The following is a 23097-nucleotide window of genomic DNA, read 5'->3' as shown; positions in this document are numbered from 1 at the left end:
GCATAGACGTACGTATTCACCGCACTCCACGACGGATCACACAGACAGGTAGGTCATGGCAGCCAACAACCGCCGCATGTCCGGCAAGAAGGGCGCGCAGGTCGGCAGTGGCGGCCAGCGGCGCAGGGGCCTCGAAGGCAAGGGCCCCACCCCGCCCGCCGAGGCGCGCAAGGGCCACAAGAAGAACCGCATCGCCAACTCCAAGGCCAAGCAGGTCCAGCGCCGTCCCGCGCCGCGCGGGCGTGGCGGCAAGGGCACGTCCGAGATGGTCGTCGGCCGCAACCCGGTCGTGGAGGCGCTGCGCGAGGGCGTCCCGGCGGTCACGCTCTACGTCCAGCAGTTCATCGACAACGACGAGCGGGTGCGCGAGGCGCTCCAGCTCGTCGCCGAGCGCGGTGGCGTCCACCTCATGGAGGCCCCGCGCCCCGAGCTCGACCGCATGACGAACGGCCTCAACCACCAGGGCATGGTCCTCCAGGTCCCGCCGTACGAGTACGCGCACGCCGAGGACCTCGCCAACGCGGCCTACGACAAGGGCGAGGACCCGCTGATCGTCGCCCTCGACGGGGTGACCGACCCGCGCAACCTCGGCGCGATCGTCCGCTCCGTCGCCGCGTTCGGCGGCCACGGCGTGCTCGTCCCCGAGCGGCGCGCGGCCGGCATGACCGCCGGTGCGTGGAAGACGTCCGCCGGTACGGCCGCCCGTACGCCCGTAGCCCGTGCCACGAACCTGACGCGCGCGCTGGAGGCGTACAAGAAGGCGGGTCTCGCGATCGTCGGTCTGGCGGCCGACGGTGACCACGAGGTCGGTGAACTCGCCGCGCTGCAGGGCCCGGTGGTCATCGTCGTCGGCAGCGAGGGCAAGGGCCTGTCCCGACTCGTGGGCGAGACCTGCGACTTCAGGGTCCGCATCCCGATGCCCGGTGGCGCGGAGTCCCTGAACGCCGGTGTGGCGGCCGGAGTTGTGCTCTACGAGGCGGCACGCAAGCGCTCCTGAACGGACGTTCGGCACCGTCCCCCACTCGGGGCAATCTGGGCGCCGGGCACACGCTTGACGCGGTCCGGACACTTCCGGCGAGTCAAAGCAGTGTCCTAAACACACGTCACTCGGTTAGATGAGTGTGGACACCAGAACACCCCGCACACCCACGGGGGACGGCCCGTCGGGCTTCGACGACGCTCCCGCGCTGAGCATGGTGAAGGTGCCGAGCGATCCGGCGCAGATCATCGTCAATCATGCGAGCTTCCGCGTGCAGTTGGGCGCCTCGTCGCGTCCCCCGTCGCCGCGGATCGCACGGCACCTGAGCGCCACCGAGGCCCCCGGCCGGATCCCCGCCGCCGGCGCGCGTCGCCGGCCCGTCGTCTGGAGCGGCAAGTCCGCCCCGGACGACACCGGCGCTCACCGGCTGCTCCAGGCCGTGCGCGGCACGGGCGTCCGCCACGGCGACGAACCGGCCGGCGACGCCGGAGCCACGCAGGTCATCCCCCGTATCGACAGCGGCGGTTACGACGACGACCTGACCGCGCGGACCATCGAGACCCCGGTCGTCGGCGCCCAGCGCGGCGGCGACCACGACACCGGCGAGAACCGACTCCTGCCGCCCATGCGGACGGTGGGCAGCGCCTACGACGAACCCGCCTACGGTGACGGGGAGTTCGAGGACTTCGACGGCACGGAACGCGAGCGTCGCACCCGCCGCAACCCCAACGAGCCCGTACGGCACGCCTATTACCCCGGCCGCCGGATGAACCTCGGGGTCGTCCTCCTCCCGCTGCGCATCTTCCTCGGCTTCATCACCATCTACGCCGGCATGGGCAAACTGTGCGACCCCGTCTACTTCGACGGCGGCAAGCGCGGCTCCATGGTGAAGTGGCTCAACACCCTCCACCCGTGGGAAGTCGCCGAGCCGCTACGGCAGTTCGCGCTCCAGCACCCGGTCGGCTCCGGGCTCGTCATCGCCTTCGCGCAGGTCATCGTGGGCGTCCTGACGATCCTCGGCCTGTGGCAGCGGGTCGCCGCGGTCTTCGGCGCGCTGCTCTCCGCGGCACTGATCGTCACGGTCAGCTGGAAGACCGTCCCGGCCTACGACGCCCCCGACATCATCTATCTCGCCGCCTGGTCCCCGCTGATCATCGCGGGCGCCCCCGTCTACTCCGTCGACGGCCGCCTCGCGGGCAGCGCCTGGCGCCGCCTCGGACCCCGCGCCGACATCTGGGAGTTGCGGCGCTACGTCCTGCGCCGCGGCGCCCTCGTCACGGCCGTCTCCATCGGCCTCACCCTGCTGGTGGGCTCCCTGCTCGGCGGCGCGGTCCGCGACTCCAGCCGCGTGGTCGTCCCCGGCCCCGGCGAGGCCCCGCGCAACGAACTGCCCGGCGCCCCGCTCCCCGGCGAACCGACCAAGAGCCACAGCAGCAGCCCCAGGGCGTCCAAGTCCCCGTCCCGGCCCGCGACTTCGGCCAAGCCGTCGGGCGCCGCGACGACCCCGGGCGCGACCCACTCCTCCTCCGGTACGGCCACCAGCGGCGCCCCCAGCCAGACCCAGGGCACCGCGGGCCGCACCCAGCCCCAGCAGTCCTCCCCGGCCGGCCAGGCCCCCAGCACCACCTCAGGACCCACGTCCACCGGTGGCACCAGCGGCGGCGGCACCGGCTCCAACGGCGGCTCCAACACCGGAGGTTCATCCTCCTCCGGCCAGCCGGGCCTGGTGGGCGGCCTGTTGGGGTAACTGGGCCGGTGGGGGGCTTGCTGACCCGGTCCCCTACCGGCTGACCACCAGTAATGTGAGAGGGCCCGCACTTTTCCAGTGCGGGCCCTCTGCGGTTTTGCTTTTAGGGGCGCGGGGAACTGCGCGACCAGCCACAGCGGACCGGCACTCAAAACACAACCTGACTGACCGTCAACGCCCTAGCGCAGCAAGCTCCTTGGCGGCTTCCCGGAGATCCTTCGCGGTATCGATGGCCCGCCAGTAAGCCCCCTGCGGAATCGGGAACCCGGCCAACCGCCGCTCACGCGCGAGGTGAGGGAACGTCGTCCGCTCGTGATCCCCCCGCTCCGGCAACAACCCGGCGAACTCGGGCGAGAAGACGTACACCCCCGCATTGATCGCGTACTGCGTAGGCGGCGACTCGATGAAGTCAGTGACCCGCCCGAACCCGTCGGTCTGTACGGCCCCCCAGGGAATCCGCGGCCGAGCCAACGCAATCGTGGCGACCGCATCCCGCTCGGTGTGGAAGTCGGCCATGTCGCGCAGCGAGAACCGGGTCCAGATGTCCCCGTTCGTGGCGTACCACGCGCTGTCAGGCCGCGGCAGATGCGCGGCGGCGTACTTGAGCCCACCTCCACGCCCCAGCGGCTCCGTCTCGACGACCGTGGTCACCTCGACCGGCAGATCGGCCGACTTCAGCCAGTCCTGCAGCACCTCGGCGAGATGCCCGCAGCTGACGACGACGTCGGTCACGCCCTCCTCGGCGAGCCAGACGAGCTGATGGCCGATGATCGGAGTCCCCGTGCCGGGGATCTCGACCATCGGCTTGGGCCGGTCGTCGGTGTACGGGCGCAGCCGGGATCCCTGGCCACCGGCCAGGATCACGGCTTGGGTGGGGCGCGACGCGGCGTTCGGATCGGTCATGACCCGAACTGTACGTGGCGGCCCCACCGCATCTTTCGGCTGCAACCGTTCCTTAATCAGCCGTTACCGACCTCCTACTCCGGGCACCGGCTCCGGTCAGCTGTGCGCGGCCATGACCCCGGAGGCGAACGAGGTGTCGCACACGGGGCGGGCGTAGGACTGGGCGCGGGCGGCGCCGTAGATACGGACCGCGGCGCGGCCCAGTGCGCGGGCGATGGAGGTGCAGTGCGTGGCGAGCGACGGGTGGCCGTTCACCGCCTCCTGGAGGTGCGTCAGGACGACGCCGGGGTTCTTGTCCTGGAGCTCGGTCATGAGCTGGTCGCGCAGGATGTCCTGCGGGGCGCGTGCGGCGGCCCGCGAGGAGGCTCCGGCCGCCGTGACGTCCGTCGCGGTGAGCATCGAGCTGGAGGGGCTCCCCGACCAGTTGACCCGGGTGACCGCGAGGGTCCCGGAGAGCACCATGACGACGGGCAGGACGAGGGCGAGCGTGCGGCCGACCCGGCGGGCGGGGCCCCGGCCGCGTCGCGGCTGTTGGTTATTGGAGTGCTTCACGCGTGTGAGGGTAGCGTCCGGTAATGATTTGGCGACATTTAGTCACCAATTCGGGGGATGGATTGGTGCCTCGGATTGGGTAGGGGGTTGACGAACGCTGCTCGAAATGACCGCTCTGCCGGGGTATTTGTCGACACGGTCGGGCGTCCGCGGGCAACGGGAAGGGCCCCGCGGCGATCCGCGGGGCCCTTCCTGGGAACGTTTGATCAGTCGGTGAGACCTGATCAGCCGGTGATGCCCGGTCAGTCGGTGAGGCGCTCGCCCGTGGAGGTCGAGAACACGTGGATCTCACCCGGACGCGGCACCACGTGGAGCGTGGCGCCCTTCTCCGGCACCGAGCGGCCGCTGACGCGGACGACGAGGTCCGTGAGGTTGTCGTCGACCTTGGCGCTGCCGTAGACGTAACCGTCGGCGCCCAGCTCCTCGACGACGTTCACGGAGACGGCGAGACCGGCCGGGGCGTCCTCGGTGTCCTTGGTGAGGGTCTTCGCGGCCTCGCCGTTGTGCTCGTCGATGTCGAAGTGCTCGGGGCGCACGCCGACGGTGACCGTGCGGTCACCCTTGTCGGTGGCGGCCTTGAGCGCCTCGCGGTTGACGGGGACGACCGAGTTGCCGAACTTCACGCCGCCGTCGGTGATCGGGACCTCGATCAGGTTCATGGCGGGGGAGCCGATGAAGCCGGCGACGAAGAGGTTCTTGGGGCGGTCGTACATGTTGCGCGGCGAGTCGACCTGCTGGAGCAGACCGTCCTTCAGTACGGCCACGCGGTCGCCCATCGTCATGGCCTCGACCTGGTCGTGGGTGACGTAGACGGTGGTGATGCCGAGGCGGCGCTGCAGCGAGGCGATCTGCGTACGGGTGGAGACGCGGAGCTTGGCGTCGAGGTTCGACAGCGGCTCGTCCATGAGGAAGACCTGGGGCTCACGCACGATGGCGCGGCCCATCGCGACGCGCTGGCGCTGACCGCCGGAGAGGGCCTTCGGCTTGCGGCCGAGGTAGTCCGTGAGGTCGAGGATCTTCGCCGCGTCCTCCACCTTCTGGCGGATCTCGGCCTTGTTGACGCCGGCGATCTTGAGCGCGAAGCCCATGTTGTCGGCGACGGTCATGTGCGGGTACAGCGCGTAGTTCTGGAACACCATGGCGATGTCCCGGTCCTTCGGCGGCAGGTGCGTGACGTCGCGGTCACCGATGCGGATGGCGCCGGCGTTGACGTCCTCGAGCCCCGCGAGCATGCGGAGCGAGGTGGACTTGCCACAGCCGGAGGGACCGACCAGAACGAGGAACTCCCCGTCCTCGATCTCGATCTCGAGTCCGTCTACGGCGGGCTTCTCGGAACCCGGGTAGATCCGGGTCGCCTTGTCGAACGAAACAGTGGCCATGGTGAAGGGCCCCCTTCTACCGGCAGGAACGTGCCGGACGATCCGTTGTAGGAAGGTGGTGGTGTAGTCCACGCGAGTGAACTGGGTCAGGACAGTACCTGGCGTTTGCCTGGTCTGTCAGTACCTGGACCCATGTGAACTTCGAGGAAATTTTCGACAGGGGGGTGCGGGGACCTGGGTACACTGCACGGGCACGTGATCGCGCGCGCCGCCGCGCACACGCAGGCCTCCTTAGCTCAGTTGGCCAGAGCAACGCACTTGTAATGCGTAGGTCGTCGGTTCGAATCCGACAGGGGGCTCAGTCAAGGTCCAGGTCGGACACCCATCTGACCTGGACCTTTTGCATGCCGTGACCTTGTTTCTGCTGGCGCGTCAGGCCAGAGGTTCTGCCGTGTGCCTGCCTTCCCCTGCGGCGTGAGAGCGCGTCACCCGGGCACGGTCGTCTGCTCGCCCGGGCCCCTTGTGTCACCCCCTTCGCCTGATCTATCGTTTATCGATAGCATCGAAAATCGATAACATCGACAAACGATAAGCGAGGTGCGTGACATGCCCGAGGACCGGAAGATGCTCGAACCCATGGCCACGGTCGTGTCCGTCGTCCTGCGTGTTCTGCTGGCGCTGCTGACGGCGGGGGTGGTCTTCAGTGTGGTTCGGGGCAGTTGGGGAGGCGTCAGTGTCTGTGTCACCGATGATTCCGGCAGCAGCTCGACCGTCCCCGGCGGCTTTCTTCCCGAGAGTGGTGTGCGGGTCGGCTCCGTGCCCCGCTACTGCGCCGAGAACCCGGACGCACAGCTCCGTCTCCTCGACGCGCTCGGGACGCTGCCCTCGACGCTGTTGCTGATCAGCGGTCTCTTCCTGCTGCACCGGCTGCTGCAGGGAGCGGCGCGGGACGGCATCCACACCGTTCGGACCGCGGCCCGGTTCCGTCGGCTGGGCTGGTGGCTGCTGCTGGGGAGCCTGGTCGTCGAGATCGTCGAGGCCAACGCCAGAGCGGCCCTGCTCGCGGAACTCGCCAAGTCCGCGGAGTTCACGGCCGGTGCCTGGCTGGGCCTGTGGTCGACCCCTTATCTGGCCGTACTGACCGGTCTCGGCCTGCTCACCTTCGCCCGGATCACCCTCGCGGGCGCGTCCATGCGCGAGGACCTCGAAGGGGTCGTCTGATGGCCGCGGACGACGATCACGAGGGCCACGAGGGGCACGACATCGAGGTGCACCTCGACCGGCTCCTCAGCGAGCGCGGTATGACCCTCACCGAACTCGCCCACCGCGTCGGCGTGACCAACGTCAACCTGTCCGTCCTCAAGAACGGACGCGCCAAGGCGATCCGGTTCACCACCCTCACCCGGATCTGCGAAGTCCTCCAGTGCCAGCCGGGGGACCTGCTCAGCCACCGCCCCGGACCGCCCTGATCACCCTGGTGACAGGGGCTTTCGTACGGCGTCCGGGAGTTCCCTCAGCGTCGGGTCCGTGATGCGGGACGTGAGGGCCTTGGTGAAGCGGTCGGCGTGGAGGACCCGGAAGGGTCTGGAGTGGTACGGGCGGGTGGTGGGGTCCACGCGGTCGGTCAGGTTCAGTTGGTTGTGGATGCCGGCCACCGCTTCGTAGGCGTAGGCGAGGTGTTTCTCCCTCGTGTGCCAGTCCGTCGCCGCGAGGGCGGCCGTCAGGACCGGGATCAGGCGGTGGCCGGCCGTCGTGCGGGCGAAGGCCGTGCCCAGCCATTTGTTGTACGGGGGGTAGCGGCGGTCCATCAGGAGGCACAGGCGCATCAGGGTCTGGGTCAGGCCCGCGGCGATTGTCGCCGAGCCGAGTTCGTCGCCGACCTCGCCGCAGCGGCCCACGAAGGCCTCCTCCTGGGAGATGTGGTTCCACTGGCGGGCCAGGACGTGGAGCCAGACGTCCCGGGGGTACCAGCCGAGGGTGTGGCGCAGGGGGCCCAGTTCGTGCAGGCCGTCGTGGAAGACCGCGCCGCCCGTGACCTCGGCCAGGAGCTGGGTGGGGGGCGTCAGCCAGTCCGCCGTGGTGATGTCGTGCGTCGGGTCGAAGCCGAGCGTCGCCTCGAACCACGCCGTGGTGTGGGTTACTTCGACCCTGTGGTGGACCGGGCCGGTGGTGGTGCGCATGACGCGGACTTCGCCGTCCGTCGTCGGGGCGAAGTTCGTCGGGTAGCCGTGGAAGGTCTTCGGGAGGTGCTCGGCGAGGTGGTGTCTGATGCGGCCCGCGTGGCGGGGGACGTCCCGGGGACGGAGGAAGAGCTGGAGACGCGGGCCCCATTCGTGGTCCGTCGAGCGGGGGGTGTCGTAGCCGAGGACCTCGGAGCCGCTGCCGATGCGGGCGGCGGAGTGCGGGATGTCGGGGGCCGCGTCCTCCAGGAGGGGGCGGACGGCTTCTGTGTAGAAACGGCGGGAGAGTTCGAGGCCCGGTAAAAAAGTTGGCATATTTGTGAAGCTCATGCCCCGACCCTGCCCAGTCTCCCCATGATCGTGCGCCCCAATTTTCGCCGTCGGCCCTCAACTCCCGGCCACAGACGCCCAGTCGGGCAGGTGGGCAGGTGGACCGCCGGTCACTCGCGCCCGCCCAGCTGTCTCAACGCCCCGTCCGTCAGCCGGTACACCGTCCACTCGTCCTGCGGGCGGGCGCCCAGCGCCTCGTAGAAGTCGATCGAGGGGCGGTTCCAGTCGAGGACGGACCACTCCAGGCGTTCGTAGCCGCGGGCGACGCAGATGCGGGCGAGTTCCGTGAGGAGGGCCTTGCCGTGGCCGGTGCCGCGGGCGGTGGGGCGGACGTAGAGGTCCTCCAGGTAGATGCCGTGGACGCCACGCCAGGTCGAGAAGTTGAGAAACCACAGCGCGAAGCCGATCGGTTCGCCGGTGGTGTCGTCGGTCGCGATGTGGGCGTAGGCGCCGGGGTGTTCGCCGAAGAGGGCCTCGTGCAGCTGTTCCGGGGTCGCCCTCGCCTCCTGGGGTTCCTTTTCGTAGGCGGCGAGTTCGCGGATCAGGGCGTGGATGACGGGGATGTCGGTGGGGGTCGCGGTGCGAATCATGCGGAGAGGGTAGACGGGCTCGGGTCCCTGCCCTGCTCGGCGTGTTCCCTGCGCGGCAGCAGCAGCGGGCTCGCCAGCAGCAGCACCCCCGCGATCGCGATCGCCGTACGGGGGCCGGTGGCCGCCGCCAGCACACCCCACGCCGCCGTCGTCGCCGCGATCGCCGTACTCGTGCTGATCGACCAGGCGGTCAGGGTGCGGGCGACCCGGTCGGGGGCCGTGTGTTCGAGGCGGGCGGTGGCCAGGAGGGGGTTGAAGACGCCGATGCAGGTCACCAGGCCGAGTTGGACGCCCGTGACGAGGAGCATCCCGGGGACTCCGGGGCGGACGAACGCCAGGCCGATCGGCCAGCACGCGCGCAGTGTCCCGGAGACCAGCATCACCCTGCGCTGCCCGAACCGGGCCGCCAGCGGGCGCGCGAGGCGGGAGCCGACGAAGCCCCCGGCGCCGGAGGAGGCCGCGAGCGCGAGGGCGTACTGCCACGGGGAGAAGCCGAGATGACCCAGCAGGAGTACGGCGAGCAGCGGCTCGGCGGCCATGATCAGGCCGTTGACCGTCATCGCGTTGAGGAGCAGCGGGCGCAGGGTGGGGTGGGCGAGGATGTAGCGCCAGCCGTCGAGCAGGTCGCCCGCGCGCAGCCGGGGCCCGCCGCTGCGCTCGGGGCGCGGTTCCGTCCCGCCGATGGCACGGATGCCGAGCGCCGAGAGCAGATGGCTGACCGCGTCGGCCACCACCGTCGTCACCGGGCCGAACAGTCCGATCGCGACCCCGCCGAGCGGCGGCCCGAGCATCGTCGACGTCCAAGTCGTCGACTCGAAGCGGGAGTTCGCGACCAGCAGGTCCTCCCGCGGCACCAGCGCCTTCAGGTACGAGCCGCTCGCCGCGTTGAACGCGATGTTCGCCGCGGCGACGACGACCGAGACCACGAGGAGCTGGGCGAAGGTGAGCAGCCCGAGCGCGAACGCGACGGGGACGGTCAGCAGCGCCCCGAACCGGGTCAGGTCCATCGCGATCATCACCGGCCGCTTGCGGCGGAACTCCACCCACGGCCCCAGCGGTACGGCGACCAGGGCGCCCACCGCCCGCCCCGACGCGGCGAGCACCGCGACCTGGGTCGGCCCGGAGTGCAGCACGAGGATCGCCATGAAGGAGAACGCGCCGAACCCGAGCCCGGTGCCGTACGAGCTGACCGCGAACGACGCCCACAGCCACCCGAACCGGCGCCCCAGCGCGCGTCTCCCCGCCATCCCCGCCCCACCCTCTCCGGAAAAGTGTGACACTTTCCGCGAAACTGACACACTTTTTCCGGGACACCTACCCGCCGGCCGCGGTCACGACGTCGGCCACCGGCATCCAAGCGAGTGCCGCACGCCGAGATCAAACAACCGACTCGCCGGGGAGCGACAACCCCTGGTTGTCCCCGCTGATGAACGGCGATTGTCAGTGGCCGCCAGTATCGTCGCCGACGTGGATCTCGACGCTGTGCGCACCTTCGTGGCCATCGCGGACGCGGGCCGTTTCCAGCATGCGGCCACGGAGTTGTCGGTCACCCAGCAGGCCGTCTCCAAGCGGGTCGCCGCGCTGGAGCGGTCCGTAGGCGTACGGCTCTTCGCGCGGACCCCGCGCGGGGCCGAACTGACCGTCGACGGGCGGGCGTTCCTGCCGTACGCCCGCGAGCTGCTGCGCGCCGAGGCGCGGGCCTTCGCCTCCGTCCGGCCCGGCCACCGCGCCCTGCGCGTCGACGTGATCGGCCGCGGACTCGCCCCGGCCGCGCTGCTACGGGACTTCCACCGCGCCCACCCCGAGGTCGAGCTGGACGTCGTGACCCTCTTCGACGCCGACGCGGCCGTGGACGCCATCCGCTCCGGCACGGTCGACGTGTCCTTCCGCGCCGTCATGGCGACCGGCGCACGGCTCCGCGACGACCTCGAGGTCAGCCGGGCCTTCGACGAACCCGTCCAGCTCCTCACCGGCCCGGCCCACCCGCTCGCCGCCGCCCGCACGGTCACCCCGGCCGACCTCGTCGGGCACCGGATCTGGATGCCCGGCCTCGTGCCCGGCACCGAGTGGGCCGCGTACTACGACGCGCTCGCGGCCGCGTTCGGGCTCACCATCGAGAGCAACGGCCCCGACTTCGGGGTGGAGCCGCTGCTGGACACCATCGCCGGTTCGGCTTCGCTGGCGACCCTCGTCGGCGAGCAGACCCGCCTGGTCTGGCCCGCCGGCCACGACCTGCGCCGTATCGCCGTACGGCATCCGACGCCCGTCTACCCGCACTCGCTGCTCCGGCACCGCGACAACCGGCACCCCGCGTTGGCCGCTCTCGGCGATCACCTCCGCGACGCCGGCGGGTCCGGTCACTCCGACGACACGGAGACCTGGACACCGGCCTGGGCGTAGGCGCCCCGGGTCAGTCGCGCAGGCGCCGCGCGATCTCCAGGTGATCCGGCGCGGGCGGGCTGCCGTCCTCGATCGCCCACAGCGCGTTCTGCAGCACCCGGCCGAGCGTCCAGGCCCGCGCCCGTGCCCGGTCGAGACCCATCACGTCCGTCATCGCGTCGAAGCGCCAACGGATTTCGTCGGCGTCGAAACGGTTGCCCAGCGCGGGGAAGAGCTCGAACCCGGGGTCGCCCGCCAGCGGCTTCGGGTCGATGGCCAGCCAGCGCTCACGGTCGGCGGCGAGGACGTTGTCGTAGTGCAGGTCCCAGTGCAGCAGCCGGTCGCCGGGCTCGGCCGCGACCTCGCGCACCGCCGTCGCGCAGTCCTCGATCAGACGTCGGTCGGCCGGGTCGGAGAGGCGGGGGAGGGCCGCGGGCACCCGTTCCAGCATGGCCGCAGCCAGTGTGCCGAGGTCCTGGCGCAGCTCCGGCGGTGCGGATACCGCCGTCAGGCGCGCGAGCAGGCGGGCGATCACGACGGCTGCGGCGCGGGAGTCCGGTTCGTGCGTGAGGGCGCGGGACGCGTCGAGGCGTTCCAGGAGCAGGGTGCCGGTCCCGTCGTCGTACTCCAGAAGTCGTACGGCACCGTCGCCGGACCAGGTGCGCAGGGCGATCGGCTCGCCCGCCGTCTCCTCGTCGAGGTACTGGAGTTTCAGCGCGGCCCGGGTGCCGTCGGTGCGCAGGACGGGCAGGACCAGGGCGCAATTGCCGTACATCGAGGGGCCGTCGAGCCGTAGTGACCAGCGGTCGAGGAAGCCGGCCGCCCGCTGCGGAAGTTCTGCGACGAAGGCGCGTCCGGCCGCCCCGTTGAACCTCGCCTGGGAGGCGGCCAGCGCGGCCGGGATGTCGATCACGCCTCCGACGATACTTGCGTGCGTGAATCGGCTCATGCGAATTACCCGGGGCCTCCACAGGGTGTGGGCGTATGTGCGTAGTGCCCCCGGCACGTATGTCTGGCTGGGGATCCTGTTCGTCACCACGGTCGCCATGCATCACATGTCACCGGAGTTCGAGCAGGAGTTCCTGCGGCAGCGGTCCACCAACATCCACGAGCTGTCGAACAACCCGGTGCGGGTGCTGTTCGCGAGCGCGATGTGGATGGACGGGGGGCGCTGGCTGCCGTACGCGGCGCTGTACACGGTGTTCCACGCGCAGGCGGAACGGTGGCTCGGGACGGCGCGGTGGCTGATGGTGGTTGTGGCCGCGCATGTGCTGGCCACGCTGATCAGCGAGGGCGCGCTGCTGGAGGCGATCAGGAGGGGCGTGGCACCGCAGTCCGCGGTCAACACCCTTGACATCGGGGTGAGTTACGCGCTGGCGGGGGTGGTGGGCGTGTTGGTGTACCGGATCGCGGTGCCGTGGCGGTACCCGTATCTGGTGGTCGTACTGGCCGTCTACGGGGTGCCGTTGGCGACCGGCCGGACCTTCACCGATCTCGGGCATTTCACCTCCGTGGTGATCGGTCTTGCGTGTTATCCGCTGGTCAGGGGCTGTGGAAAAGCATGGAATCCGAAGGAGACAGTGGCCGCGCTCAGGGGTTAGCGTCCGGATATGAGCAGCTCGGTGGGCGGTGGCATGAGCGGTGTCGTGAACGGCGGCATCTCCTTCTGGTACGCGGACGACGGCCTCCCGGCGCGACGGGAGCCCCTCGCGGGGGACGCCTCCGCCGATGTCGTGATCGTCGGCGGCGGGTACACGGGGCTGTGGACCGCGTACTACCTGAAGAAGGCGGCGCCCTTCCTCCGGGTCACCGTCCTGGAGCAGAAGTTCTGCGGGTACGGCGCCTCGGGGCGGAACGGCGGGTGGCTGTACAACGGGATCGCGGGGCGCGACCGGTACGCGAAACTCCATGGGCGGGAAGCCGCCGTACGTCTGCAGAAGGCCATGAACGACACCGTCGGCGAGGTCGTCAGGGTTGCGGAGGCGGAGGGGATCGAGGCCGACATCCATCGTGGGGGCGTGCTCGAAGTCGCTTGTACGCCCGCTCAGTTGGCGCGGCTGAAGGCTTTTCATGAGCACGAGCTGTCGTACGGCGAGACGGACCGTGAGCTGTACGGCGCGCGGGAGACCGGTGAGCGGATCCGGGTCGCGGACGCGGTCGGGTCCACGTGGACTCCGCATGGCGCTCGGCTGCATCCGGTGAAGCTGGTGAAGGGGCTCGCGGCGGTGGTGGAGGCGCTGGGCGTCACGATTCACGAGTCGACGCCGGTGACGGAGATTCGGCCCAAGCACGCGGTGACGCCGTACGGGACCGTTCGCGCACCCTATGTGCTGCGCTGTACCGAGGGGTTCACCGCGAATCTGAAGGGGCAGCGGCGGACCTGGCTGCCGATGAACTCCTCGATGATCGCTACCGAGCCGCTGACCGATGCGCAGTGGGAGTCGGTGGGGTGGGGCGGGCTCGAGACGCTCGGGGACATGGCGCACGCGTACATGTACGCGCAGCGGACCGGTGACGGGCGGATCGCGTTGGGCGGGCGGGGGGTGCCGTACCGGTTCGGGTCGCGGACCGACCACGACGGGCGGACGCAGGTGGCGACCGTCGAGGCGTTGCGGGAGATTCTTGTGCGGTTCTTTCCGTCGCTCGCGGGGGTGCGGGTCGAGCATGCGTGGTCGGGGGTTCTGGGGGTGCCGCGGGACTGGTGTGCGACGGTGACGCTGGATCGTTCTACGGGGCTGGGGTGGGCCGGGGGGTACGTCGGGTCGGGGGTGGCCACGACGAATCTCGCCGGGCGGACGTTGCGGGATCTGGTGCAGCTGGACTCTGGGCAGGCGGGGGCGACTGAACTGACCGGGCTGCCGTGGGTCGGGCACAAGGTGCGGAAGTGGGAGCCGGAGCCGTTTCGGTGGTTGGGGGTTCAGGGGATGTACGCGACGTATCGGGCGGCGGATCGGCGTGAACTGGGCGGGTTCAGTGGGGAGTCGTCGCGGTTGGCCCGGGTGGCGGATCGGGTGGCTGGGCGGCACTGAGGCCTGAGGCTTGGGCGGTTCGTTGTCGGGTGCGGGTCCCGCGCCCCTGGGTGGGTTGGGGTGCGGGTGCGTTGCGGGCTCAGGTCAGCGACTCGGATGCCGACTCCGGGGTGGGTGACTGTGCCGTCGCCCCGTGCTTGGGCGCCCGTGCCGTCACCATCAACCCCGCGACCAGTCCCGCCATCAGCATCACGGCTACGGCCCACCAGATGGCGACCGTGTAGCCGTGGACGATGCCCTTGCTGGTGATGAGGGCCTTCTGGGCCGGGTTGTGGAGGTGGGCGGCGATGTAGGCCGCGCTGCTGGTGGTGGCGATCGTGTTGAGAAGGGCCGTACCGATCGAACCGCCCACCTGCTGGGCGGTGTTGACGGTCGCGGAGGTCACGCCCGAGTCCTGCGGGGCGACTCCGGCCGTGGCGGTGGCGAAGACCGGCATGAAGATCAGGCCCATGCCGAGGCCCATCAGGATCAGGCCGGGGAGCAGTTCGGTGGTGTAGTCCGAGTTGACCGTCAGGCGGGTGAAGAAGGACATGCCCGCCGCGGCCAGTACCGCGCCCGGGACCATCAGGGTGCGCGGCGGGACGTGGTGCATCAGGCGGGCCGAGATCTGGGTCGAGCCGATGATGATCGCGACCGTGAGGGGGAGGAACGCCAGGCCGGTCTTCACGGGGGAGTAGTCGAGGATGACCTGGAGGTAGTAGGTCATGAACAGGAACATGCCGAACATGCCGATGACCGCGAGGCCCATGGTCAGGAAGCAGCCGGCGCGGTTGCGGTCCTTGACGATGTGGAGGGGGAGGAGGGGGCTGGGGGCCCTCGTCTGCCACCACACGAATGTCGTGAGGAGTACGACTCCTGCCGCGAACAGGCCCAGGACCAGGGAGTCCGTCCAGCCGCGCGGCTCCGCCTCGCTGAAGCCGTAGACGATCGCGACCAGGCCGCCGCAGCCGAGCAGTACGCCGGGTACGTCGAGGCGGGCGCCGCTGTGGCCCGGGCGGTCGTGGAGGAGGGCGAGGGCGCCGAAGACCGCGATGATCGCGATGGGGATGTTGACGTAGAGGCACCAGCGCCAGTTCAGGTACTCGGTGAGCAGGCCGCCCGCGATGAAGCCGATCGCCGAACCGCTGCCCGCGAGTGCGCCGTAGATCCCGAAGGCCTTTCCGCGTTCCTTCGGGTCGGTGAAGGTCGTGGTCAGGAGGGAGAGGGCGGAGGGGGCCAGTACGGCGGCGAAGACGCCCTGGAGGGCGCGGGCGCCGAAGAGCATGCCCGAGGTCGTGGCCGCGCCGCCGAGCGCGGAGGCGCCCGCGAAGCCGATCAGGCCGATGATGAACGTCCGTTTGCGGCCCACCAGGTCGGCGATCCGGCCGCCCAGCAGGAGCAGGCCGCCGAAGGCGAGTGTGTACGCGGTGATGACCCACTGCCGGTTGCCGTCGGACATGCCCAGGTCGCGCTGTGCGGAGGGGAGCGCGATGTTCACGATCGTCGCGTCGAGGACGACCATGAGCTGCGCGAGAGCGATGATCACCAGGCCCCACCAGCGGCGGGGATCGGGGCCGGCAGTCGTCGTTCCGGGTCCACCTGATTCACCTGATTGGGTGACGCTCATCTGCTCAGAAGACCATGAATCGGTAGGTATCGCATCCGCGGTCGTATTCGTGCGTGCGTTCGATGACGGGTTGGGCGATGTGTTCGGTGTGGTCATGGCTCCAGGACCACCTTTCCGGTTGTCCCGCGGTTCTCCAGCGCGCGGTGGGCGGCGGCCGCCCCGGCCAGGGGGAAGCGTTCTACGGCCGGTACGAGTCGGCCCGCGGTGGCCTCGGTGAGCGCGCGCAACTCCAGGGTTCGGATGGGGCTGGGGCCGTCGGCCTTTCGCGTCATCACGGGGCCGAGCACCTGTTCGGACAGGCCTGTGGCGGTGTACGGCTCGCCGCTCGACCAACCGAAGACGAGGTGCTGTCCGCCGTGCCCGAGCAGGCCGACGGTCTGCCGTGCTACGGCCCCGCCCACCCCGTCGAGCACGACCGTCGCGTGCCGCCCGTCCAGCCAGGTCCGTACCGTCCGCGGCCACTCCGGGTCCGTGTAGTCGACGGCTAGATCGGCGCCGTTCGCCTGCGCCAGGGCGACCTTCTCCGGGCCGCCCGCGAGGCCGATGACCGTGGCGCCGGCGTGCTTGGCGTACTGGACGAGCAGGGTGCCGAGACCTCCGGCGGCGGCCGGAACGACGACCAGGGAGTCGCCGTCCAGCTCGGTGAACTGCACGATCCCCATGGCCGTACGCCCTGTCCCGATCATCGCGACGGCCTGTGCGAAGTCCAGGTTCGCCGGGATCTCGTGCACCCGGTCGACATCGGTCACGGCCAGCTCGGCGTACCCGCCCGGCGCGAACCCGAGATGGGCGACCACCCGTTTCCCGAGCCACAGGCCGGCGACGCCGTCCCCGAGCGACTCGACGACTCCGGCGACCTCGCGGCCGGGGATGGTGGGCAGGGCGGGGAGTTCGGGGAGGGGGCCGCGCTCTCCCTTCCGTAGAACGGTGTCCAGGAGGTGGACTCCCGCCGCGGCTACGGCGATACGGACCTGGCCGGGGCCGGGGGAGGGGTCGTCGACGGGTTCGTGGGCGAGGTTTTCGGCGGGGCCGAAGGTGTGGAGTCGTATGGCGTGCATGCGCTCACTCTTCGACCTCAAGCGCGCTTGAGGTCAAGGGCGGGCCGTCCTCGATGTCAGTGGTGGGGTGCAGGATGGGGGGCATGGCGAGAAGAGCGGCGGGCGGGGTCAAGGGGGCGCGGCGGCCGGAGGTGCGGTTGCCGGCTCTGGAGGCTTACGGGGGTGGGGAGTTGGAGCCGGACGGGGACTACGACGGGCTGCAGTTCCGGGACGAGGACTTCGTCGGGCAGGACGGCGGGGGCGCCCGTTTCATGGACTGCGCGCTGACGGACTGCGCGCTGGACGAGACGCGGTTGCATCACGCGCGTGTGCTGGATTCCGTCCTCACCGGCATACGGGGTGTCGGCACGGATCTGGCCGAGTCGACCCTGCGTGACGTCGAGGTGGTCGACGCGCGGATGGGCGGGGTGCAGTTGCACGGCGCGGTTCTGGAGCGGGTGGTGATTCGCGGGGGCAAGATCGACTATCTGAACCTGCGCAAGGCGAAGCTCCGGGATGTCGTCTTTGAGGGCTGTGTCCTTGTCGAGCCGGATTTTCTGGATGCCCGGCTGGAGCGCGTCGAGTTCGTGGACTGCGCGCTGAAGGGGGCGGACTTCACGGGGGTGACGTTCACGGATGTCGATCTGCGGGGGGCCGTGCAGTTGGAGATCGCGCGGGGGGTGGAGCGGTTGTCCGGGGCGGTGATCAGCATGGGGCAACTGCTGGATCTGGCGCCGGTGTTGGCCGTGCAGATGGGGATTCGGGTGGAGGGGTGAGGGGCCCTTTTCAGAGGCAGGAAGCTCAGGGCAACCGGGTGGCTCAGGGCACCCGGGGGAATCTCGCCTGCAACGTCCAGATCGCCGGGTTCTCGCCGAGCGCATCGTGCAGATCGACCAGGTCGGCGATCAGATCGTGCAGGAAGTCCCGCGCCTCGCGCCGGAGTTCGGCGTGCGAGAAGGTCAACGCCTCCTCGTCCCGCCGCATCCAGTCCGCCTCGACCTCCACCCACCCGAACCGCCGTGAGAACAGCATCCGGTCGGTCGACTCCGTGAAGTCCAGTTCCGCCCGCTGCGGCTTGGACGCCCGCGACCCCGCCGGGTCCTGGTCGATCCGCTCCACGATGTCGCACAGTGCCCACGCGAAGTCGAGCACCGGCACCCACCCCCACGCCGTGGACACTTCCCGGTCCGCCTTGGTGTCGGCGAGATACACGTCACCGCAGAACAGGTCGTGCCGCAGCGCGTGGACGTCCGCGCGCCGGTAGTCGGTCTGCGGGGGGTCGGGGAAGCGGTTGGAGAGGGCGTAGCCGATGTCGAGCACGTAGGAGATGGTGTCACGGCTGGAGAGAGCGCTGACGGCGGCCGGAGCGACCATGTACAGCTGAGAAAGTGTGACACTTTCGCGAGAAGTGTCACGCTTTTTGGGAAGGGTGCCCCGGAGCTTCCCTTTCACAGGCCCCCGGTGTGCCCGGCGGCGGCCACCTCCAGCAGGGCCCAGCCGTCGACCTCCGCGGCCCGCGTCTCTCCCGGCCCCGGCACCCACCCACGGTCCGACGCCGCGTCGAGCAGGGCGCGGACGGCGCCGGGTTCGTGGAGATTGAGGGAGGCGCCGCGGACGTACCCCACATCCCCGGAACCGAAGGGGGCTCCGCCCGGGACGAACCGCCCCGGCCCCGCGACGAAGACGATCCGCAGTGCCCCACCAGTGCCGGCCGGCCGGGGATTCAGGGTGAGGGTGTGGACACAGCCCACGGAGCCACTGCCGCCGTGACGGTGACTGTGACGCAGCGACCACATGTACACGCGCCCATCGGCGACAAGCCGGCGGGATTTCTTGGCTGAGCGGGGCATGGAGGTGAGCGTACGAGGGTCGCCGTACTCCGGGGCGAGGAGCCCCGGACTCGTAGGATCGCGCACGTGTCCCGATCCGTACCGCTTGTTCCCACGGCCACCGCGTGCGCGCTGGCCCTCGTCCTGACGGCGTGCGGTGGAACGGGAGGCGTACACGGCACCCCCGGCGGCGCGGGCGTGGCCGACCCGTACTTCCCGAAGGCGGGCAACGGCGGCTACGACGTGACCCATTACGCGCTGACCTTGGCGTACACCCCGGACACTCACGACCTGACCGGCACCGCGGAGATCACCGCCCGGGCCACCCACAACCTCTCCGCCTACGACCTCGACCTCAAGGGCATGAAGGTCGACGCGCTGACGGTGGACGGCAAGACCGCCCCCTGGACCCGCACCGGCCAGGAACTGACGGTCCGCCCACCCTCGACTCTCCCCAAGGGCAAGACGTTCAGGACGACGGTCCGCTACTCCGGCACCCCCGAGACGATCACCGACCCCGACGGCTCGGAGGAGGGCTGGCTGCGCACGGCCGACGGCGCGCTGGCCCTCGGCGAACCGACCGGCGCGATGGCCTGGTTCCCAGCCGACGACCACCCCTCCGACAAGGCGACGTACGACATCACGATCACCGTCCCGAAGGGCCTGCAGGCGGTCTCCAACGGCGAGTTGAGGACGGAGCCGACGACACGGGCGGGCCGTACGACCTACAGCTGGCGCACCACCCACCCGATGGCGACCTACCTCGCCACGGTCGCGATCGGCCACTACGACATCACCCGCACCACCATGAAGAACGGCCTCCCCGTGTACGTGGCGGTCGACCCGCAGGAGGCCGCGGCGAGCCGCAAGGTGCTGGCGAGGATCCCCGAGATCATGGAGTGGGAGGAGTACAACTTCGGCCCGTACCCCTTCTCCTCCACCGGCGCGATCGTCGACCGCCGCGGCGACGCGGGCTACGCCCTGGAGACCCAGAACCGCCCGTTCTTCCCCGGCGCCCCCGACACCGCCACCCTCGTCCACGAACTCGCCCACCAGTGGTACGGCGACTCCGTCACCCCGAAGACCTGGCGCGACATGTGGCTCAACGAGGGCTTCGCGACCTACGCGGAATGGCTCTGGAGCGAGGACCACGACGGCGACACCGCCCAGCAGACCTTCGACGCGCTCTACGACGGCACCTACTACGACGACCCGTCCGACAACGAGGCGATCTGGGCCTTCCCGCCGGCCCGCCCCACCTCCGCCGCCCACATCTCCGACAGCCCCGTCTACGAACGCGGCGCGATGGTCCTCCACAAGATCCGCCGGGCGGTCGGCGACGCGCGCTTCTACGACATCATCCAGGGCTGGGCGGCCGCACACCGCTACGGCAACGCGAACACGGCGGACTTCACCGCGTACGTGGAGAAGATGGCACCGGGCAAGGACTTCAGCGGGATCTGGAAGGCATGGCTGTACGGCGACGGGAAGCCGGCCCGGCCCTGAGTTCCCGGAGGGCTCGTTCGCCCGGACGGGCGGTGGAGAGGCGGATCCGACCGGCCCCTATTCCGCCCTCTCCTCCAACTCGTCGAGCAGTCCGGCGAGTTCGGGCAGCCAGGCGCTGTCGGTCGCCCCGCGCAACTCCTCCCGCGTCCACCACCGCCAGGCGAGGATGCCGTCCTCGGCGTGGGCGGTGGCGAGGTCGGGGCCGGCGGGTTCGCGGTGGGGGCCGTGGACGGCGTAGACGTGCTCGTGCTGCCGGATGTGGTTGCCGACGCGGGTGAAGTCGCGTTCCCTGGTGCAGAGGAGGGGGCCCATGGTCAGGTCGGTCCAGCCGGTCTCCTCCCGCAACTCCCGCAGGGCGCCCTCGCGCGGGGTCTCGTCTCCCTCGATGCCACCGCCGGGCAGCTCCCAGAAGGTGCCGTTCGCGGAGTCGTCGTGCTGGAAGAGGAAGACGGCGCCGGAGGGGTCGAGTACGGCGACGCGCGCGGCACGGCGGAGTTTGCGGAGCTGCTTGCGCAACACGGCGCAGGGGCGGCCGAGTTGGCGGTCCTTGCGGTGGTCGACGACGTCGTATCCGAGGGCGGTCCAGAAGGCGAGGCCGTCGGGGTTGTTGTCAAGGACGGCCAGGCGTACGGCGGTTCGGCCGGACTCGCGGAGACGGTCCTCGACGAGGGTCGCCAACTGCCGCCCGTGCCCCTGCTGTTGCCGCGTGGCGTCGATCATCAGCAGCCCGATCCAGGGGTCTTCGTCGTCCGGGTCGGGATGCGTCCCGAGGGTGATCGCGATCCCGACCAGCCGCCCGGCACTGCGCGCGAGCAGGACTTCGGTGTCCGGGTCGGCCAGTTCGTCGGCCAGCGCGGTCGCCACCTGCTCCGGCCGGATGTCCTCCGGGTCCGGGAAGTCACCGCTCAGGGCGTGGAACGCGTGGTTCGAGGCGTAGAGGGCGGTCAGCTCGGTGAGCAGCTCGCCGGGGAGCGCGCCGGCCTCGGTCGGCGTGAGCGGTTCGAGGAACATGGGGGCACGCTAGCGGCTGGGGGTTCCGGTTCCGGCTCCGCCGAGACGGAAACCCCGGGACCGGTGAGACAGGCGAGGATCTCAGGCTCCGGGCCCCTGGATCCGGTCGAACCCCGCTCGATGGGCCTCGGACCACTCGACGGGGCGCATCGTCTCCCCGCTCAGATTCACGATGGTCCGCGTCCCATGGGCGTACGTGGTGCTGCCGTCAGGGCTGCACACGCGGAAGCCGGCCGTTGCCGATGTCCGGCCCACCCGCTCGGTCCAGAGGTGGACGGCGATCTCCCCGTTGCCCATCACCGGGAGGTCGAACACGATGGTGACCGCCTTAACGACGTAGTGGGTCGGCCTGGCCTCGTCGGAGGCGCCGAATCCCAGACTGATCGCGTAGGTGTTCCAAGCACGTTCGACCATCACGGTGTAACGGCTGTTGTGCAGCATTCCGTAGGGGTCGAGGTCGTCGAAATAGACGTCCAGGGGGATCAGGACGCCGTGGTCGACCGACTCGGACACGAGAAGGGGTGCAGTCCTGTCAGCCATCGTGATTCCTCTTTGCGTCGCTGCTGTTGATCAGGTTCGACTCCACCGTGCGACCTGATCGCCGGTCCCGTCCAATACCTGTTCCGCGCTCTGTGGTGCCCGCGGGGCATGAGCCGTCGCCGGCCCCGCTCCTCCTACCGGAACGGAATGTTCAGCCAGGGACTCCCCGCCTCCGACATGAGGATCCGGTGCGCCGAGACCATGTCCTGGTACCAGTCGCCGAACTCCTCCTCGTCGAAGTGCAGGCAGCGGCCGAGGATGTAGCCGGCGGAGAAGTCGGGCCAGGAGCGGTAGGCGAGGGACGCGGCGCGGCCGGTGCGGATGACGGCGGACTCTGTTTCCGGGAGGGTGGCGAAGCGGGCGCCCAGGCCCCAGCGGGCCATCTTCGAGGCGCGGCCCAGGTCCCAGGCCTCGACCGAGGTGACGTAGCGGTTCTCGTCGAGGATGCCGTCGGCCCGCATGCGGGCCTCGTAGCGGGTGATGCGGCCGATCAGGCGTTGGACGCCCGTGATGCGCGCCTCGGTCTCCGATTCGGGGCGCGGGTCCGTCTTTGTCACGCCGTCCTCCGTGATCACCGTGGCGCCCTCGGAGTTGGCGCGGATCACCGTGGCCACGGCCTGGCGCCAGTAGCCCGTGTCCACGTGGCCGCCGAAGTCGCGGGCGATCGTGCGGCGCAGGCTCAGCGCGAACTCCCATACGGAGCTGGACGCTTCGCAGGCGAGCAGGTTGCGCAGGTGGTGCTGCCACTCGGCGCGGGTGGTGATGCCCCACCACTCGCGCAGCCGCCGGCGCTCGCCGTCGTAGCCGCTGCCGTGCCAGGCCAGCGCGTTCCAGAGGGAGCCGTTGCTCACGCAGAGGAGGGCTCCGCAGGCCAGGCCGTGGGCCACCGGGCCGTGCAGCGGGCCGCCCACGTGGAGTGCGCGCAGGCGCATCGAGGTGTCGGGCGTGCCGACGCCTTCCGCCGCGCGTGACCAGTCCGTCGTGCCCGGGGGGCCGTAGGGGAGGGGCAGTTCGCAGGGGGTGCCGGGGTTGATGAGGATGGCCGGTGGGCAGCGCGGGTTCCAGGCGTCCGCTATCCAGTGCAGGGAGGCGCGGGAGTACACCAGGTCGGGGCGTGGTGCGGGCAGCATGCCCTCGGTGAAGAGTTCCCAGCGTTCCGCGCCGGTGCGGGGGTCGCGGGTGAACGTGCGGTGGACACGGTCGGGTTGGGCGTCGTAGGCCTCGCGCGACATCGCGTAGTAGAGGCGGACCCGGGCCAGTACGTCGTAGTACGCGGGCCAGTCGCCGCGCGCCCGCGCCTCGGCCAGTGCGCGCTCCGTCTCGGTCGGCGGGGTCCAGGCGGGAGGTGGGGGAGGCCCGAAACCGGTGGGGGACGGTCCGAACGACATAGGGCTCGCTGTCCTTCCAGGGGCCAACGGCTGTTGATCCCGGCGCATTCGCGTGCGGGGATCCCGGCACATTCTCATACGGGACTGAGATCCCCCTGTGGACCCCCCCCGCCTTGTTCCGCGGTCCGCACACGCCGAGGCCCCCGGCCGCAAACGCGGCCGGGGGCCTCAC

The 23097-nt window shown here is 70.4% G+C and carries 23 protein-coding genes and 1 tRNA gene; 10 read left to right on the top strand and 14 right to left on the bottom strand.

Annotated elements, in window-relative coordinates:
* The first annotated feature begins 55 nt into the window (after positions 1–55).
* Positions 56–997: a 23S rRNA (guanosine(2251)-2'-O)-methyltransferase RlmB gene (gene rlmB, locus OO69_RS15795; protein ID WP_033281258.1), complete on the top strand. Its 942-nt coding sequence runs from the start codon at positions 56–58 to the stop codon at positions 995–997.
* Positions 998–1115: 118 nt separating this feature from the next.
* Positions 1116–2726, top strand: a complete 1611-nt coding sequence (locus tag OO69_RS15790) for a DoxX family protein (protein ID WP_033281257.1) — start codon at positions 1116–1118, stop codon at positions 2724–2726.
* 171 nt (positions 2727–2897) lie between these two features.
* Here OO69_RS15790 and OO69_RS15785 read toward each other — a convergent pair whose 3' ends face one another.
* From OO69_RS15785 to OO69_RS15775, 3 genes are all read right to left on the bottom strand, one after another.
* Entirely contained in the window at positions 2898–3629 is a 732-nt protein-coding gene (locus tag OO69_RS15785) for a nucleotidyltransferase family protein (RefSeq protein ID WP_033281256.1), read from the bottom strand.
* 96 nt (positions 3630–3725) lie between these two features.
* Positions 3726–4181, bottom strand: coding sequence for a hypothetical protein (locus OO69_RS15780; protein WP_033281255.1), 456 nt, complete (start codon positions 4179–4181; stop codon positions 3726–3728).
* Between the two features lie 242 nt (positions 4182–4423).
* Positions 4424–5560, bottom strand: coding sequence for an ABC transporter ATP-binding protein (locus OO69_RS15775; RefSeq protein ID WP_033281254.1), 1137 nt, complete (start codon positions 5558–5560; stop codon positions 4424–4426).
* Between the two features lie 225 nt (positions 5561–5785).
* Between OO69_RS15775 and OO69_RS15770 the strand changes: the two genes are divergently transcribed.
* The 3 genes from OO69_RS15770 to OO69_RS15760 all read left to right on the top strand — a co-directional run bounded on the left by OO69_RS15770 (position 5786) and on the right by OO69_RS15760 (position 6969).
* Positions 5786–5859, top strand: a tRNA-Thr gene (locus OO69_RS15770).
* Between the two features lie 247 nt (positions 5860–6106).
* Entirely contained in the window at positions 6107–6721 is a 615-nt protein-coding gene (locus OO69_RS15765; protein WP_033281253.1) for a hypothetical protein, read from the top strand.
* The gene (locus OO69_RS15760) at positions 6721–6969 is read left to right on the top strand and encodes a helix-turn-helix domain-containing protein (protein WP_033281252.1); all 249 of its coding nucleotides are present in this window, start codon (positions 6721–6723) and stop codon (positions 6967–6969) included. Before OO69_RS15765 ends, OO69_RS15760 begins: the two co-directional genes overlap by 1 nt.
* Here OO69_RS15760 and OO69_RS15755 read toward each other — a convergent pair whose 3' ends face one another.
* From OO69_RS15755 to OO69_RS15745, 3 genes are all read right to left on the bottom strand, one after another.
* Entirely contained in the window at positions 6970–7995 is a 1026-nt protein-coding gene (locus tag OO69_RS15755) for a DUF4037 domain-containing protein (RefSeq protein WP_033281251.1), read from the bottom strand. It lies immediately after the preceding gene.
* Positions 7996–8120: 125 nt separating this feature from the next.
* A complete protein-coding gene (locus OO69_RS15750; RefSeq protein ID WP_033281250.1) occupies positions 8121–8600 on the bottom strand; it encodes a GNAT family N-acetyltransferase in 480 nt (159 codons plus the stop codon).
* Positions 8597–9847 (bottom strand): MFS transporter, encoded by a 1251-nt coding sequence (locus tag OO69_RS15745; RefSeq protein ID WP_033281249.1) that lies wholly within the window; start codon positions 9845–9847, stop codon positions 8597–8599. Before OO69_RS15745 ends, OO69_RS15750 begins: the two co-directional genes overlap by 4 nt.
* Before the next feature lie 220 nt (positions 9848–10067).
* On the opposite strand from OO69_RS15745, the gene OO69_RS15740 reads away from it, so the two are divergent.
* The gene (locus OO69_RS15740; protein ID WP_033281394.1) at positions 10068–11000 is read left to right on the top strand and encodes a LysR family transcriptional regulator; all 933 of its coding nucleotides are present in this window, start codon (positions 10068–10070) and stop codon (positions 10998–11000) included.
* 10 nt (positions 11001–11010) lie between these two features.
* On the opposite strand, the gene OO69_RS15735 is transcribed toward OO69_RS15740, so the two are convergent.
* On the bottom strand, positions 11011–11928 hold the full coding sequence (locus tag OO69_RS15735; RefSeq protein WP_063744444.1) for an aminoglycoside phosphotransferase family protein: 918 nt from the start codon (positions 11926–11928) through the stop codon (positions 11011–11013).
* On the opposite strand from OO69_RS15735, the gene OO69_RS15730 reads away from it, so the two are divergent.
* Both OO69_RS15730 and OO69_RS15725 read left to right on the top strand, forming a co-directional pair.
* Complete coding sequence (locus OO69_RS15730; RefSeq protein WP_199810954.1) at positions 11927–12580, top strand: rhomboid-like protein; 654 nt, start codon at positions 11927–11929, stop codon at positions 12578–12580. The genes OO69_RS15735 and OO69_RS15730 overlap by 2 nt on opposite strands.
* A gap of 9 nt (positions 12581–12589) precedes the next feature.
* Positions 12590–14008, top strand: a complete 1419-nt coding sequence (locus tag OO69_RS15725) for an NAD(P)/FAD-dependent oxidoreductase (RefSeq protein ID WP_199810953.1) — start codon at positions 12590–12592, stop codon at positions 14006–14008.
* Positions 14009–14087: 79 nt separating this feature from the next.
* Here OO69_RS15725 and OO69_RS15720 read toward each other — a convergent pair whose 3' ends face one another.
* Positions 14088–15614: an MFS transporter gene (locus OO69_RS15720; RefSeq protein ID WP_078652449.1), complete on the bottom strand. Its 1527-nt coding sequence runs from the start codon at positions 15612–15614 to the stop codon at positions 14088–14090.
* Positions 15615–15706: 92 nt separating this feature from the next.
* Entirely contained in the window at positions 15707–16672 is a 966-nt protein-coding gene (locus OO69_RS15715) for a zinc-binding dehydrogenase (protein ID WP_033281245.1), read from the bottom strand.
* Positions 16673–16755: 83 nt separating this feature from the next.
* Here OO69_RS15715 and OO69_RS15710 point away from each other — a divergent pair, with 83 nt between their 5' ends.
* Positions 16756–17427, top strand: coding sequence for a pentapeptide repeat-containing protein (locus tag OO69_RS15710; RefSeq protein ID WP_033281392.1), 672 nt, complete (start codon positions 16756–16758; stop codon positions 17425–17427).
* A 43-nt stretch (positions 17428–17470) separates the two neighbouring features.
* On the opposite strand, the gene OO69_RS15705 is transcribed toward OO69_RS15710, so the two are convergent.
* On the bottom strand, positions 17471–17971 hold the full coding sequence (locus tag OO69_RS15705) for a hypothetical protein (RefSeq protein WP_033281391.1): 501 nt from the start codon (positions 17969–17971) through the stop codon (positions 17471–17473).
* A 128-nt stretch (positions 17972–18099) separates the two neighbouring features.
* Positions 18100–18501: a hypothetical protein gene (locus tag OO69_RS15700; RefSeq protein ID WP_033281390.1), complete on the bottom strand. Its 402-nt coding sequence runs from the start codon at positions 18499–18501 to the stop codon at positions 18100–18102.
* 66 nt (positions 18502–18567) lie between these two features.
* On the opposite strand from OO69_RS15700, the gene OO69_RS15695 reads away from it, so the two are divergent.
* A complete protein-coding gene (locus OO69_RS15695) occupies positions 18568–19986 on the top strand; it encodes a M1 family metallopeptidase (RefSeq protein WP_033281244.1) in 1419 nt (472 codons plus the stop codon).
* 57 nt (positions 19987–20043) lie between these two features.
* On the opposite strand, the gene OO69_RS15690 is transcribed toward OO69_RS15695, so the two are convergent.
* From OO69_RS15690 to OO69_RS15680, 3 genes are all read right to left on the bottom strand, one after another.
* Positions 20044–20997, bottom strand: a complete 954-nt coding sequence (locus OO69_RS15690; RefSeq protein WP_033281243.1) for a bifunctional GNAT family N-acetyltransferase/NUDIX hydrolase — start codon at positions 20995–20997, stop codon at positions 20044–20046.
* A gap of 81 nt (positions 20998–21078) precedes the next feature.
* Positions 21079–21537, bottom strand: coding sequence for an acyl-CoA thioesterase (locus OO69_RS15685; RefSeq protein WP_033281242.1), 459 nt, complete (start codon positions 21535–21537; stop codon positions 21079–21081).
* 134 nt (positions 21538–21671) lie between these two features.
* Entirely contained in the window at positions 21672–22925 is a 1254-nt protein-coding gene (locus OO69_RS15680; protein WP_033281241.1) for a DUF1266 domain-containing protein, read from the bottom strand.
* Positions 22926–23097 lie beyond the last annotated feature (172 nt).

Source organism: Streptomyces sp. NRRL F-525 (assembly GCF_000716605.1).
Taxonomy (GTDB): domain Bacteria; phylum Actinomycetota; class Actinomycetes; order Streptomycetales; family Streptomycetaceae; genus Streptomyces.
This window is presented reverse-complemented; position numbering and strand designations above follow the sequence as displayed.